The sequence below is a fragment of the Alkaliphilus crotonatoxidans genome (assembly GCF_054658015.1).
Map to the genome: position 1 here is coordinate 1,414,894 of NZ_BAAHXS010000004.1, position 13,821 is coordinate 1,428,714.

The window sequence follows — 13,821 nt, forward strand, 5'->3', positions numbered from 1 at the left end:
GGGTGAAGAATATGAAGACCGATGTACAAATAGCCCAGGAGGCTAAAATGCTGCCGATTGTTGAAATCGCTAAGCAATTGAATATCTCAGAGGATGACCTTGATCTATACGGAAAATATAAGGGTAAAATATCCCTTGACCTCTATAAAAGGCTGGAAAATCAAAGGGATGGCAAGCTGATTCTGGTAACAGCCATCAATCCTACTGCCGCCGGCGAAGGTAAAACTACCACCAATGTGGGCTTGAGCATGGGGCTAAATAAAATCGGTAAAAAGACCGTTACCACCCTGAGGGAGCCCTCCCTTGGGCCCTGCTTCGGAGTAAAGGGCGGAGCCGCCGGAGGGGGATATGCCCAGGTGGTACCGATGGAAGATATCAACCTTCACTTTACAGGAGACATCCATGCCATCACCACGGCCAATAACCTGCTGGCGGCCTTGATAGACAACCACATCCATCAAGGGAACAGGTTAAACATTGACCCCAGAAGGGTGACCTGGCGAAGGGCCCTGGACATGAACGACCGTGCCCTTCGAGATATCGTCATTGGTTTAGGGGGCAAAGGAAATGGAATCCCCCGGGAGGATGGCTTCGACATCACCGTTGCCTCTGAAATCATGGCAATTCTGTGTCTGGCCACCAGTATGGAGGATTTAAAGGATCGTCTGTCCAGGATGATTATCGGCTATACCTATGACAATGCCCCAGTAACGGCAGGAGACCTGGAGGCCACAGGAGCCCTGGCACTGCTGCTGAAGGATGCCCTCAAGCCCAACCTGGTGCAAACCCTGGAAAATACCCCTGCCATTATCCATGGCGGCCCCTTTGCTAACATAGCCCATGGCTGTAATTCGGTGCTGGCAACCAAAACAGCCCTGAAAATAGCCGACTATGTTGTAACAGAGGCAGGCTTTGGAGCAGATTTAGGGGCAGAAAAATTCTTTAATATTAAATGCCGCTATGCCGGACTGAAGCCCGACGTAGTGGTGGTGGTGGCCACCGTAAGGGCTTTGAAGAACCATGGAGGCGTGGCTAAAGCCGACCTCAATCAGGAAAACATGCAGGCCCTGGCCGATGGCTTTGAAAATCTAGAAAAACAAATTGAAAATGTGAAAAAATTTGGTGTATCCGCTGTAGTGGCCATTAATGCCTTCCCCACTGATACAGAAAGGGAACTGGAATTTGTTCGGGAAAGATGCCTGGCCCAGGGGGTTGAGGTGGTACTGTCTGAGGTATGGGCCAAGGGCGGCGAAGGCGGCATTCAGCTGGCTGAAAGGGTGGTTGAACTGGCTGAAAAGGGCGAGAGCAGCTTTAAACCCCTATATGACCTTGATCTGCCCATTAAGGAAAAGGTTGAAATCATTGCCCGTGAAATCTATGGAGCCGACGGAGTTGAATTCAGTGGCAAGGCCCTGAAGGAAATCGAAAGCTATGAAAAAATTGGGTTAGATAAGCTGCCAATCTGTATGGCAAAAACCCAGTATTCCCTATCGGATAACCCTAGGCTATTGGGCAGACCAAAGGGCTTCAAAATCACCGTTAACACCCTTCGAGCCTCGGCAGGGGCAGGATTTTTAGTAGCCATTACAGGAGATATTATGACAATGCCCGGTTTGCCGAAGGTGCCGGCAGCCAACCATATTGACATACTGGAAAATGGAGAAATTGTAGGCTTATTCTAAGAAAATATTTCAGTAGGAGGTGAATGATGATTTCGTTCACCTCCTACTCGATTGATTAAGAAGTAAGGGGGTAAGGCAATGAAGTTAAAGGTGGTTGATTTGGGCCGCTGTGATTATGATAAAGCCTTGGATCAGCAGTTGGAATACCTGACCATGCGACGGCAGGGAGAAATAGAAGACACACTGATTTTAGTAGAGCATCCCCCGGTGATTACCCTGGGCAACCGGGCCAATAGCAGCAATATTATGGTCAGTGAAACATTTTTAAAGACCCAAGGAATCACCCTTCATCAAACCAACCGTGGGGGCGATGTAACCTACCATGGAATCGGACAAATTGTAGGCTATCCCATTGTTGACTTGAAGGCAGCTAAAATTGGAATCAGGGCCTTTGTCAAGGGTCTTGAGGAAAGCTTTATTCATCTGCTTAAGGATCACTTTCAAATTGAGGCCCAAAGCCACTGTGATCATCGTGGGGTTTGGGTGGGGAATCATAAAATTGTTGCTCTTGGCCTGGCGGTAAAACGGGGCGTCACCATGCATGGCTTTGCCTTTAATGTCAACACCAACCTGGAGCATTTTAATTATATTGTTCCCTGCGGTATTCCAGACAAAGGAGTTACCTCCCTGAAGGCCCTGCTGGGGAGGGAATACAATCTTGAGGAAATTAAGCCCTTGGTGGTGGATTACTTTATGAAGGCCTTCCATTATGAAAAGCAGGTTTGATTGGAAAGGTCAAATAGACAGAGGTGATAATCAGTGGAAGTAAAAAGAAAGCCAGACTGGCTCAGGGTAAAGCTTAGAGGTGGTCGAAACCTAAGCTATGTGAAAACCGTATTGGATAAGCTGACCTTAAATACCGTCTGCGAGGCAGCCAATTGCCCAAATCGGGCAGAATGCTTCAGTCAAAAAACCGCCACCTTTATGATTATGGGGAAGGAATGTACAAGAAATTGTCGGTTTTGTAATGTAACCCATGGAAAACCCCAGCCGCTGGACCCGCTGGAGCCTGAAAATGTGGCCACAGCTGCTGTAGAGCTGGATCTGAGGCATGTGGTGGTAACCTCGGTTACCCGAGACGACCTGCCTTATGGGGGAGCCGATCATTTTGCCCGGGTGGTAGGGGCCATTAAGGAAAAGAATCCCAGGATGATTGTGGAGGTTTTAATTCCCGACCTGAAGGGCGATGAATATTCCCTGGAACTGGTGGTAAAGGCCAGGCCGGAAATCATCAATCACAATATGGAAACGGTACCCAGGCTTTACCCCCAGGTTCGGCCTGGAGCCATCTATCAACGGTCGATTGATTTAATTAAAGCTGCAAAAAAAATAGATGCTCATATCATTACAAAATCTGGAATTATGGTGGGCCTGGGAGAAACAGAAGAAGAGGTAATTAAGGTGCTTCAAGATCTTAGAGAAGTAAGCTGCGATTTTGTCACCATTGGTCAGTATTTACCTCCCAGCCAGGCCCATTATCCTTTACAGGAATATGTTCACCCCGACCAATTTGAACGTTATCGAAAAATTGCTCTGACTTTAGGCTTCAGCCATGTGGCTTCGGCACCCCTGGTCAGAAGCTCCTATCATGCGGCCGAGGCTTTGGAATCTATTGGCTAAAACAAGATTTTTCCTGGTATAAAAGAACATGTAACAGCAAAAATAATCATGAACTTTAATGTAGATCCCACAACATTTTAATGACTGTGGCGAGCTATAAGAAAAGAGGTGCTGTCATATGGAAACACCAAAGGGAAATCAATTTAACCAACCTCAGCCACCAGTGATCGACCGGGGCGAGATTGCCTCACGGGAGCTGGGGTTTGTGGGAGGCAGCCTGGGAGGAACCATGACCAGAAGGCTGGTGGAGCTAGGAGAAAAAATTCTGGCCGAACAACAGAAAAACCCTGGGGGGCAGCCACCCCTTCAATAAAGGTTCATGTTGGGTCCGTAAAATGCGGGCCCATTCTATATTAAATCTATTCTGAATCCTTCCTTCGGCCTTATATAGGCCATTTTTCATTTTAGCATTTTTTCATTAACCCTTATGCTGTTTCAGATACTGTTAAACTACAATTTGATAATAAATAAATCCCTCCCTTCATAGTATTTAATACAATAAGCCTATGAAAGGAGTAGAGGGGATGAAATTAACAACTAAGATATTACTGGGTTTAGTGGCGGGAATTGTTTTTGGTTTATTACTGGGAGGAATGCCCCATATAGCTGACAGCTATATCGCCCCCCTTGGGGCCCTGTTTTTAAACCTTGTTAGAATGCTGATCATACCCTTAGTATTCTCATCAATTATTGTAGGTACCGCCAGCATGAACGATATTAAAAAAATCGGCCGAATCGGAGGAAAAACCATTGCCTTTTACATGGGCACCACAGCCATCGCTGCAACCATTGGTATTTTCATGGCCAATTTAATTAAGCCTGGGGCAGGCTTGACACTTTCCCTTACTACGGCCCCAGAGGTAACGGAAATACCGGCCCTGTCTGAAACCCTCCTCAATATGATCCCTGCCAATCCCCTAAAGGGTCTGGTGGAGGGGAATATGCTGCAAATCATCATATTTGCCATCTTTCTTGGAATTTCTGCCACAGCTGTAAAGGAAAAAAGCCGGGTGTTTCTTAGTTTTTTTGACGGCCTGGCAGAAACCATGTATACCTTAACGGCCTTTATTATGAAGCTGGCCCCTTATGGTGTTTTTGCCCTAATTGCCCCTGTGGTGGCCAACAATGGCCCAGGGGTGCTGCTTCCCCTGGGAAAGGTAATATTAGCCGTATACCTGGGGGTGTTGCTCCACAGCGTATTGGTATATTCCACAATTGTCAGCTGCTTTGGCCGAATTAGCCCAATTCAATTCTTTAGAGGAATCCTGCCGGCCGCAACGGTGGCCTTCAGTACCTCCAGCAGTGTAGGCACCCTTCCCGTAACCATTAAGGCGGTAAAGGAAAACCTTGGGGTACCTGGAGGGATTGCCAGCTTCGTACTGCCCCTGGGAGCCACCATCAATATGGATGGAACTGGATTGTATCAGGGTGTATGCGCCCTTTTCGTGGCTCAAATTGCAGGAATTGACCTAAGCCTTTCCCAGCAGGTGATCATTGTATTAACCGCTACCCTGTCCTCCATCGGGACTGCCGGTGTACCAGGGGCAGGCTTGATTATGCTGACCATGGTCTTAACCTCGGTGGGGCTGCCCCTAGAGGGAGCGGCAATGATTGCAGGGGTCGACAGGATATTGGATATGGCTCGAACCTTTGCCAATGTGGTGGGGGACGGAGCAGTGGCGGTGGCGGTTTCAGCCACAGAAAGAAAGGGGACCATTCTGCCCTATAAAAAGAGAAAAAAGTAGCGCAAGGGGACAGAAAAAGAAAATGGGACATATCATATATAATGTATATATAAATTTAACGCTGCATTTTATATATTGTTATTTTTTAAACAATACCGTGATTGGTAAAGGTCACAGGCCACCTGGATGATAACTAAATACATATTTACTTTATTGTCGATTTTTGTTATATTTAAGTGTAAAGGTATGTGTAAATTTAAATCAACCCTGATACTGGCAAACTTGTTGAAAGGCAAGGACGCAAAGCTATGGACCTAAGGGAGCTGTTAGCTCCTAGGGTTGCCAGGCTGCCGTGGGATTTTTTTGATTACATAAAAAAAGGAATAAACATCCTCTAAGATGTTAAAACCTGTTGTCATGGCTAGGGGTGTGGTTGTTAACTAAGGATGAGAAAGGGGCAGGATAACAAAATGAAAAAAAACAAAGTTAAAAGCAGTAATCGTGTCAGAAACCAGCTTATCATTGTAATGATTTTAATCATTGTACTACCCGTAAGCCTGTTGGGCTTTCTGAGCTATCGAAGGGCCTATTCCATACTGGAAGAAAAGCTGAAGTTAACCACTGAGCAAACTGCTAACCAGGCGGCTGATTCATTAAATGAGTACTTCTTGGGAATCGAGAGGCAGGTGAAGGCCCTGGCGGAAAACTCTTTAGTGATCAAGCTGGCCAGAGAAGGTCAGCTGGGGGGCGACGAAGCAAGTCAAAATCAATATTTTGATTTAGCCATGGAATTATTAGCCAATGCCAATCATCCCAACGAGTCTGTTCTCAATACCTATGTAGGAACAGAAAGTAAAGGAATGTATCTTTACCCCCGTTCCGAGGTGCCAGCGGGTTATGATCCCACCGATAGACCCTGGTATTCCGAGGCGCTGAAAAACCCCGACAGGGTAGCCTGGACGGATCCCTACATAGATACAAATTCCGGTCAATATACCATTACGGCTTCGAAAATCATTCAGGATAATGGCAGCACCCTTGGAGTGGTAGCCTTTGACGTCGACATCGAGGGTCTTGCAGAAAAAATAGGCAATGTTCATCTGGGAAATGAGGGCTATTTAGTCCTGGCCAGTCAGCAGGGAATTGTCATTTCTCATCCCGATGTTGAACGGATCGGAACCAATGACATTACAGGCCAGAGCTTTTGGGAAACCGTGGTCAGCCATGAAGCAGACTTTATACGATATGAGTTTGACGGTGGACACAAGTTCATGAGCTTCACCACTATACCCAGCACCGGATGGAAGCTGATGGGAGCCATGGAGGCCCATGAGCTGCTGACAAGCACCAGTGACCTTTTAAATTATATATTGATCGGAGTAATTATTGCTTCCATCTTAGGGGTAGGTATTGCTATTATCATTTCAAGAAGAATTTCAGGCCCCTTAAATCAGCTTAAAGGAGCCTTCGGCAGGGCTTCCACAGGAGATTTAAGCGTATTTTCTCAAATTAATACCAATGACGAATTTGGGGAATTAAGCGCCAGCTTCAACACGATGATGGAAAATATTCGTGCCTTAATAGAGGATGTGCAAAACTCCTCCAGAACCGTTGTAGAAACAGCCACAGCCCTGGCCGGTATAACGGAGCAAACCAGTGCCGCCACCAACGAGGTGGCCCTGACGGTGGAGGAAATAGCCAAAAGTGCCGGCGAGCAGGCCAGAGACACAGAAACAGGGGCCGTGAAGGTCAATGAGCTGGCTGGAAAAATCGAAGAGGTACTGCTGTCTACCCAATCAGTGAAGGATGTGGCAGAGGAGACCAATGAGTTAAGTAGTCAAGGGCTAAGGACCCTGGAGGAGCTGGTGGAAAAGACCATTCAAACCAGGGATTCCGCTATAGAGGTTAGTAAAATTATCAACAGCTTACATGAAAGCGCCGATGCCATCAGCATTATTACCCAGACCATTACCCAGATTTCAGAGCAGACTAATCTATTGGCCTTGAATGCCGCTATTGAAGCAGCCAGGGCTGGGGAGGCCGGCAAGGGCTTTGCTGTGGTGGCTGATGAAATCAGAAAGCTGGCAGAGCAATCGGGCAATGCCACTAAGGAAATCTACCTGCTCATTGAAGGAATTCAAAATCAGGCCAACAATGCTGTGGTTTCCATGGATACGGCACAAAATATCGTTATGGAACAGGATAAGGCCGTTACTATGACCCAGGAGATATTTAATCAAATATCTGGTGCAATTACTGCTGTAAAGCAAAAAGTTAATGAAGTAGAGCAGAGCTCCGATGAAATGGCCCTTAAAAAGGATGAAATTGTAGGTGTGATAGAAAATGTATCGGCAACGGCAGAGGAAACCTCTGCTGCCACCCAGCAGGTTTCGGCTGCCACAGAAGAACAGTTGGCCTCTATTGAAGAGGTGGCCTCCCATGCCAGGGAGCTTCAGGAGCTGGCCGATATATTAAAAAATGCCATCGAAAAATTTACTGTTAGGGCATAATACCTGTTGGGGTGTATAAGAATGGTGCCAATGGGTATAATCCATAAGGAGTATTCCTTCCAAGGACTTGACACAGTCCTTCAAATCAGTGTATAATCTTATAAAATGTAATAAATTGGCGAAGAAGAGGACAGTAGTAAAAACAGCTGATTTACAGAGACATAATCATATGCTGAAAGATTATGATGAGGCCTTTTATGAAGATCACCTCTGAGCCGGATTCCTGAAAAGCAGTAGGGTTTCCCGTAGACATACGTTAACTTGTATTAAGTGATAGGAAGCAGTATGCTGCCTATAATCAGGGTGGTACCGCGGTAAAATCGTCCCTAAGTGTAATGCTTAGGGACTTTATTTATGTATAAAATAGCTTGAAAGGATGAAGCCTATGGAAAAGTATCAATCGTTGTCTAATTCCCCTGTTGCCCAGCGTGAAGGGACAATTGCAGACCATTGGGATCAAAATAATGTGCTGGAAAAAAGTATTCAGATGAGAGAAGGACAAAAATCCTTTATTTTCTATGAAGGCCCCCCAACAGCCAATGGAAAGCCGGGAATCCACCATGTTTTAGCCAGAACCCTAAAGGACTCGGTGTGCCGCTATAAGACCATGACAGGCCATCAGGTAAAAAGAAAGGCCGGATGGGATACCCACGGTCTGCCGGTGGAAATTGAGGTGGAAAAGCAATTAAAGCTTAGCAGCAAGCAGGAAATTGAAGCCTATGGTATCGACAAATTCAATGAAAAATGCCGAGAATCGGTTTTCACCTATGAAAGGCATTGGCGTGAAATGACCAAAAGGATGGGTTATTCCATTGACCTCGATAACCCCTATATCACCCTGGACAATAACTATATTGAATCGGTCTGGTGGATTTTAGACCAATTTTTTAAGCAGGGCTATATCTATGAGGGCCACAAAATCTTGCCCTATTGCCCACGATGTGGAACAGGTCTGGCCTCCCATGAGGTATCCCAGGGCTATAAAGAAATCAAATCCAATACTGTGATTGTGCCCTTTAAACGGAAGGATGCCGAGGAATATTTCCTGGTATGGACCACAACCCCCTGGACCCTGGCGGCCAACGTGGCGCTGGCTGTTCACCCGGAGGAAACCTATTTAAAGGTTAGACAAAACGGAAAAGTATATATTGTTGTCGATAAGCTTGCCAAGAAGGTATTGGGGGAAGATTTTGAGATATTAGAGGAATTAAAGGGGAAAGAACTGGAATATGTAGCGTATGAACAGCTAATGCCCTTTGTTCATGCCGACAAGAAGGCCTTCTTTGTAACCAATGCCGATTATGTTACCACCGATGATGGTACAGGGATTGTACACATCGCCCCTGCCTTCGGTGAGGATGACTACCAGGTAGGAAGAAAATACGATCTGCCTGTACTGCAGCCGGTGGATGAAAGCGGCAAATATACCACCACCCCCTGGGAGGGCCGGTTTGTAATGGATTGTGATGTTGACATTATAAAATGGCTCCATGGGGAAAATAAGCTATACAAGAAAGAGAAATTTGACCATAATTACCCCCATTGCTGGCGATGCTCAACACCCCTACTATACTATGGAAAGCCAAGCTGGTATATAGAGGTGACTAAAATGAAGGATCAGCTGATTGCCAACAATAACAGCGTCAATTGGTACCCCGACTATGTGGGTGAAAAGCGTTTTGGCAACTGGCTTGAGAATTTGAATGATTGGGCCCTATCGAGAAGCCGTTATTGGGGAACACCGTTAAATATCTGGCGCTGTCAATGCGGTCACACCACCTCTGTGGGCTCCCGCAAGGAATTGGCAGAAAGGGCTTTGGAGGAAATCGACGAATCCATTGAGCTGCATCGACCCTATGTGGATGATGTCCATTTAAAATGTGATCAATGCGGAGGCACCATGACCCGGGTGTCAGAAGTAATCGACTGCTGGTTTGACAGCGGGGCCATGCCCTTTGCCCAGCACCATTACCCCTTTGAAAACAAGGAAAACTTTGATGTACTGTTCCCTGCCGACTATATTTGCGAGGGTATTGACCAAACCCGGGGTTGGTTCTATTCCCTGCTGGCCATCTCTACCTTTGTCAAGGGCGTGGCCCCCTATAAAAATGTATTGGTTAATGACTTAATACTCGATAAAGACGGAAGAAAAATGTCTAAATCCAGAGGCAATACCGTTGATCCCTTTGAGCTCTTTGATCAGTACGGGGCCGATGTATTGCGGTGGTATCTATTGCATGTATCACCTGCCTGGACACCAACCCGTTTTGATATAGAGGGATTAAAGGAGGTTCAAAGTAAATTCTTTACCACCATACAAAATGTCTATACCTTCTTTACCCTGTATGCCAATACCGATGGAATCGATGCCACCAGCTTCTTTGTGCCCTATGATGAAAGGCCCGAGCTGGATCGTTGGATACTTTCCAAATTCAACAGCCTGGTGAAGAATATCGATTTAGATATGAAGGGCTACGATTTAACCAAGTCCGTCAGAAAAATCCAGGAATTTGTCAATGAAGATTTATCGAACTGGTACATTCGAAGGGCAAGAAGACGATTCTGGGCCGTGGAGCTGACAGATGACAAAAAATCTGTCTATAATACCACCTACGAAATACTGGTGGGGGTTTCAAAGCTGGTGGCTCCCTTTGCACCCTTCATGTCGGATGAAATGTACCAGAAGCTGACAGGGGAGCTTTCTGTCCACCTGGCGGATTATCCCGTAACGGAGGAAGCCTTGATTGATAAACAGGTGGAGGAAAAGATGGACCTGGTAAGAAGTCTGGTGGGTCTGGGCCGAGCGGCAAGGGCCCAGGCGAAAATTAAGGTTCGCCAGCCCCTTCAAAAGATTCTGGTGGATGGAAAGTTTGAGGCCCAAATCAGTGACTTAGTTCCCTTGATGATGGAGGAGCTGAATGTAAAGGAAGTTGTGTTTGAGAAGAATTTAAAGGAATACATGGACTTTAACCTCAAGCCCAATTTCAGAACAGCAGGGGCCATTCTGGGATCCAAAATAAAATCCCTAGGCAAGGCCCTGGCAGGTCTCAATGCAGCAGAGGTGGCAGCCAAGCTGGAGGCAGGGGAAAGCCTAATGCTGGAGCTGGATGGAGAGATGGTGGAAATTCTAAAGGACTATGTACAGATTACCATTGCCTCTAAGGAGGGCTTTACCGTAGAAACAGAGAATAACCTCTTTGTTATTCTGGATACCAGCCTGACAGAGGACCTTCTCGATGAAGGCTATGCCCGGGAATTCGTTTCAAAGATACAGCAAATGAGAAAAAATAACGGTTATGAGGTATCAGACCAAATCAAGATCGTCTATGATGGAGATGAAGCCATTACCAAGGCGGTGGAAACCTTTAAGGAGTACATCATGACAGAAACCCTGGCGGTTTCCATTGAATCGGTCAAGGATGATAGCCTTGAAAAGCAGAATTTAAATGACCATGAAACTGGAATCAAAATAACAAGACTTTAAACAAAAATCAGGGCCCATATTTGAATAGGGCCCTGATTTTTTATTTCATAGCAAATCCCTGCTCCTTTAAAAATGCCTCCATATGGGGTCGCAACTCAAGGCTGAATTTTTCAGCCATTTGCCTGGACCATTGGTCATTTCGCCTTCCCTTGGTTCTTTCCAGATAATATTGGCTGATTATTTCATCATATTCAGCAATGAGTTCAGTCTCATTTACTGAAGTATAGTAATTTTCCCTGTAGATGATGGATTGCGGAAGCCGGGGCTTTATTTGGGGCTGCTGGTCGGGGTATCCCAGGCACATTCCGAATAGAGGAAAGGCATACTTGGGAATGTTCAAAAGCCTGCAAACTTCCCGGGGGTTATTTCTGATTCCTCCAATGTAAACCCCGCCCAAGCCCAGGGCTTCGGCAGCCACCATGGCATTTTGAGCCGCCAGGGCAGTATCAACGGTGGCTATGATAAAGGTCTCCATGTAATCCTTGGGCATGGCAACACCATGCATTTGGCAGGCTTGGTCTAAATGGTTCAAATCTGCACAAAAGACAAGAAAAATAGGGGCCCTGACCACATAGGGCTGATCTCCTGAAAGCTCTGCCAGGGCTTCCTTCAACACCGGGTCCTTTACGCCAATAATGGTATAGGGCTGCAAAAAGCTGGAGCTAGAGGCGGCCTGGGCGGCCCCAATAATCGATTGAAGTAATTCAGGCTCCAATGGTGTATCCTTAAATCTTCTTATTGAACGATGAGACTTTAATAGATTGATGGTTTCATTCATACCGTTTCCTCCTGTCAAAAGCTTTACCATACTATTAGGTTTATATCACATTTAACAAAGCTTTAAACATTTAGCCCAATAGCCCCTTTTTATTTTCATTTATCTTTGATAGAATGAATTCAACCCCTAATCATTCCTTAAATTGAAATAAAGCGTAAAAACATGTATAAAATTGTTAATTTACTCATACTTTAGGGAATGTTAATTTATATAGGATTACTGGAGGTGGTTGAATGCAATATTTTTGTGGTATGACCCCTGGTCTCCATTTTCCCCTTTGTATCACCAATAAAGGGAAAATCAGGGGAGGGGCAGCAGCAGAAATTGAGTTCGATAGAAATACCAAAATTTCCAGTCAATTTGTATCCTTAGGTTGTCAGGACTCTTCTAAGGAATCAAAGGAGCCTGAGAATATTTATGTTGCCCTGGCACGGGCAGCCATAGAGGAATGGCTTAGACATGAACAGCAGCTGGATTGGGACATATATCAGACTCTGATCCTGCAGGGTGAGCTGGTGGAAACCCTGGAAGCTCAGGCTTTGGGGGTATTTGTCTCGCTGTATCATCAAGGGAGCTTGCGGGGCTCCATAGGAACCGTTGAGCCTGTTAAAAAAAATCTTGCTGAAGAAATCATTCATAATGCCATTTTGGCGGCTACAAAGGACCCACGATTTCATCCGATCGAAAAGGAAATACTCCATGAATTAAAGATCAGTGTGGATATCATTGGAACTCCTGAAATTGTTCAGGATGAAGGCAGCCTGGATGACAAAGCTTACCATGGTCTTATTATCGAAGCCGGCGGGCAAAAATCCCTGATTATACCAAGATTAGTGGAGGATAATGATATAAAAAAGGAAATAGCAGATGCCAGGGCCACAATAAAAAATGAGGCTGATGCGATTAGTATTTATCGATTTGACATTGCACGATATTAAAATAGTTGAAAAAGATTAATAATTAATGAACAATAGAGAAAAATAATTGACAAAATATTGACTAAACTTAGAGAATGAAGTAGAATAATTAGTTAATATTAACAATAAATTGGAGGTGTATTTCGTGAAGTTTAACATAAAGGACGTAGCTAGAAAGGCCGGGGTTTCCATTTCTACGGTTTCCCGAGTAATCAATGAAAGTAAAATTGTCAAGCCCGAAACCCATGAAAAGGTAATGAAGGCCATCGAGGAATTGGGCTACAAACCGAATGCCATTGCCAGAAGTCTTAAGATTAAAAATACAAAGACAATTGGAATTTTAATCCCCGACATATCAAATCAAATCTACCCCGAGGTTGTAAGGGGAATTGAAGACATTGCCAATATGTACGAGTACAATATCTTTCTTTGCAACACAGACCTTGACAAGGAAAAGGAAATACAATATTTCGATGTGATGGCCGAAAAGCAGGTGGATGGTGTTGTTTTTATCGGAAATGAGGTTTCTGAGGAGCTCTATAAAAAATTCAAAACCTATGGAATTCCGATTATACTAATTGGTACCGACTATGAGGATATTCCTTCGGTTACCATAGACCATGTGGGGGCCAGCAGGGCCATGATGAAATATTTAATCAAGAAGGGTCATGAGCGAATTGGTATCATTACAGGCAAACGCTTTGACCCGGTGACCTATGGTACGAGAATGGAAGGCTATCAAAAGGCCTTGGAAGAAAATAATCTTCCCTTTTTAGAGGAGCTGGTCATAGAGGGAGGCTTTCGCTTTAAGAGCGGCTATGAGGGTGCAAAGAAATTCCTTGATATGGAGCAGCCACCCACTGCCATATTTGTAGCTAATGACGAAATGGCCATCGGTGCCATGCGGGCTGCCCTGGAGCAGGGAATCAATATTCCCGAGGAGCTGGCCATTGTGGGCTTTGACAATATTGACATGGCAGGAAAAATCTATCCGGCACTGACCACTGTGGCTCAGCCCATGTACGAAATGGGAGCCATTGGCATGAGAGTGCTGACTAAAATATTAAATGAAGAAACCCTTGAAACCCATAAAATTGTGTTAAACTACAGCCTTTTAGAAAGAGAAAGCAGCTAAGGACAAAACT

10 protein-coding genes, 1 riboswitch and 1 other annotated feature are annotated in these 13,821 nt (G+C 45.2%); of the genes, 9 read left to right on the forward strand and 1 reads right to left on the reverse strand.

Annotated elements, in window-relative coordinates; all coding sequences use genetic code 11:
* The first annotated feature begins 11 nt into the window (after positions 1-11).
* The 7 genes from ACYQ1I_RS09345 (at position 12) to ileS (ending at position 10,981) form a co-directional block, all read left to right on the forward strand.
* The gene (locus ACYQ1I_RS09345) at positions 12-1,682 is read left to right on the forward strand and encodes a formate--tetrahydrofolate ligase (protein ID WP_459764591.1); all 1,671 of its coding nucleotides are present in this window, start codon (positions 12-14) and stop codon (positions 1,680-1,682) included.
* A gap of 78 nt (positions 1,683-1,760) precedes the next feature.
* A complete protein-coding gene (gene lipB, locus ACYQ1I_RS09350; protein ID WP_459764593.1) occupies positions 1,761-2,408 on the forward strand; it encodes a lipoyl(octanoyl) transferase LipB in 648 nt (215 codons plus the stop codon).
* 33 nt (positions 2,409-2,441) lie between these two features.
* A complete protein-coding gene (lipA, locus tag ACYQ1I_RS09355) occupies positions 2,442-3,302 on the forward strand; it encodes a lipoyl synthase (RefSeq protein WP_459764595.1) in 861 nt (286 codons plus the stop codon).
* A gap of 118 nt (positions 3,303-3,420) precedes the next feature.
* Entirely contained in the window at positions 3,421-3,615 is a 195-nt protein-coding gene (locus ACYQ1I_RS09360) for a small, acid-soluble spore protein, alpha/beta type (protein ID WP_459764597.1), read from the forward strand.
* A gap of 211 nt (positions 3,616-3,826) precedes the next feature.
* Positions 3,827-5,047 carry a dicarboxylate/amino acid:cation symporter gene (locus ACYQ1I_RS09365; RefSeq protein WP_459764599.1) on the forward strand — a complete coding sequence of 407 codons (1,221 nt, stop codon included), beginning with the start codon at positions 3,827-3,829 and terminating at the stop codon, positions 5,045-5,047.
* 205 nt (positions 5,048-5,252) lie between these two features.
* Positions 5,253-5,342: riboswitch (cyclic di-GMP riboswitch) on the forward strand.
* 115 nt (positions 5,343-5,457) lie between these two features.
* Complete coding sequence (locus tag ACYQ1I_RS09370) at positions 5,458-7,497, forward strand: methyl-accepting chemotaxis protein (RefSeq protein WP_459764601.1); 2,040 nt, start codon at positions 5,458-5,460, stop codon at positions 7,495-7,497.
* A 112-nt stretch (positions 7,498-7,609) separates the two neighbouring features.
* Positions 7,610-7,828 (forward strand) — a binding site (T-box leader).
* A 54-nt stretch (positions 7,829-7,882) separates the two neighbouring features.
* Positions 7,883-10,981 carry an isoleucine--tRNA ligase gene (gene ileS / locus ACYQ1I_RS09375; protein ID WP_459764603.1) on the forward strand — a complete coding sequence of 1,033 codons (3,099 nt, stop codon included), beginning with the start codon at positions 7,883-7,885 and terminating at the stop codon, positions 10,979-10,981.
* Positions 10,982-11,021: 40 nt separating this feature from the next.
* Here ileS and nfsA read toward each other — a convergent pair whose 3' ends face one another.
* Positions 11,022-11,759 carry an oxygen-insensitive NADPH nitroreductase gene (gene nfsA / locus ACYQ1I_RS09380; protein WP_459764605.1) on the reverse strand — a complete coding sequence of 246 codons (738 nt, stop codon included), beginning with the start codon at positions 11,757-11,759 and terminating at the stop codon, positions 11,022-11,024.
* Positions 11,760-11,992: 233 nt separating this feature from the next.
* Between nfsA and ACYQ1I_RS09385 the strand changes: the two genes are divergently transcribed.
* The gene (locus tag ACYQ1I_RS09385) at positions 11,993-12,697 is read left to right on the forward strand and encodes an AMMECR1 domain-containing protein (protein ID WP_459764607.1); all 705 of its coding nucleotides are present in this window, start codon (positions 11,993-11,995) and stop codon (positions 12,695-12,697) included.
* Positions 12,698-12,821: 124 nt separating this feature from the next.
* Positions 12,822-13,811, forward strand: a complete 990-nt coding sequence (locus ACYQ1I_RS09390) for a LacI family DNA-binding transcriptional regulator (RefSeq protein ID WP_459764609.1) — start codon at positions 12,822-12,824, stop codon at positions 13,809-13,811.
* Positions 13,812-13,821 lie beyond the last annotated feature (10 nt).

Coding starts and splice junctions, on each gene's coding strand:
- ACYQ1I_RS09345 (WP_459764591.1), top strand. CDS start 12: ATGAAGACCGATGTACAAATAGCCCAGGAGGCTAAAATGCTGCCGATT.
- lipB (WP_459764593.1), top strand. CDS start 1,761: ATGAAGTTAAAGGTGGTTGATTTGGGCCGCTGTGATTATGATAAAGCC.
- ACYQ1I_RS09360 (WP_459764597.1), top strand. CDS start 3,421: ATGGAAACACCAAAGGGAAATCAATTTAACCAACCTCAGCCACCAGTG.
- ACYQ1I_RS09365 (WP_459764599.1), top strand. CDS start 3,827: ATGAAATTAACAACTAAGATATTACTGGGTTTAGTGGCGGGAATTGTT.
- ACYQ1I_RS09370 (WP_459764601.1), top strand. CDS start 5,458: ATGAAAAAAAACAAAGTTAAAAGCAGTAATCGTGTCAGAAACCAGCTT.
- ileS (WP_459764603.1), top strand. CDS start 7,883: ATGGAAAAGTATCAATCGTTGTCTAATTCCCCTGTTGCCCAGCGTGAA.
- nfsA (WP_459764605.1), bottom strand. CDS start 11,759: ATGAATGAAACCATCAATCTATTAAAGTCTCATCGTTCAATAAGAAGA.
- ACYQ1I_RS09385 (WP_459764607.1), top strand. CDS start 11,993: ATGCAATATTTTTGTGGTATGACCCCTGGTCTCCATTTTCCCCTTTGT.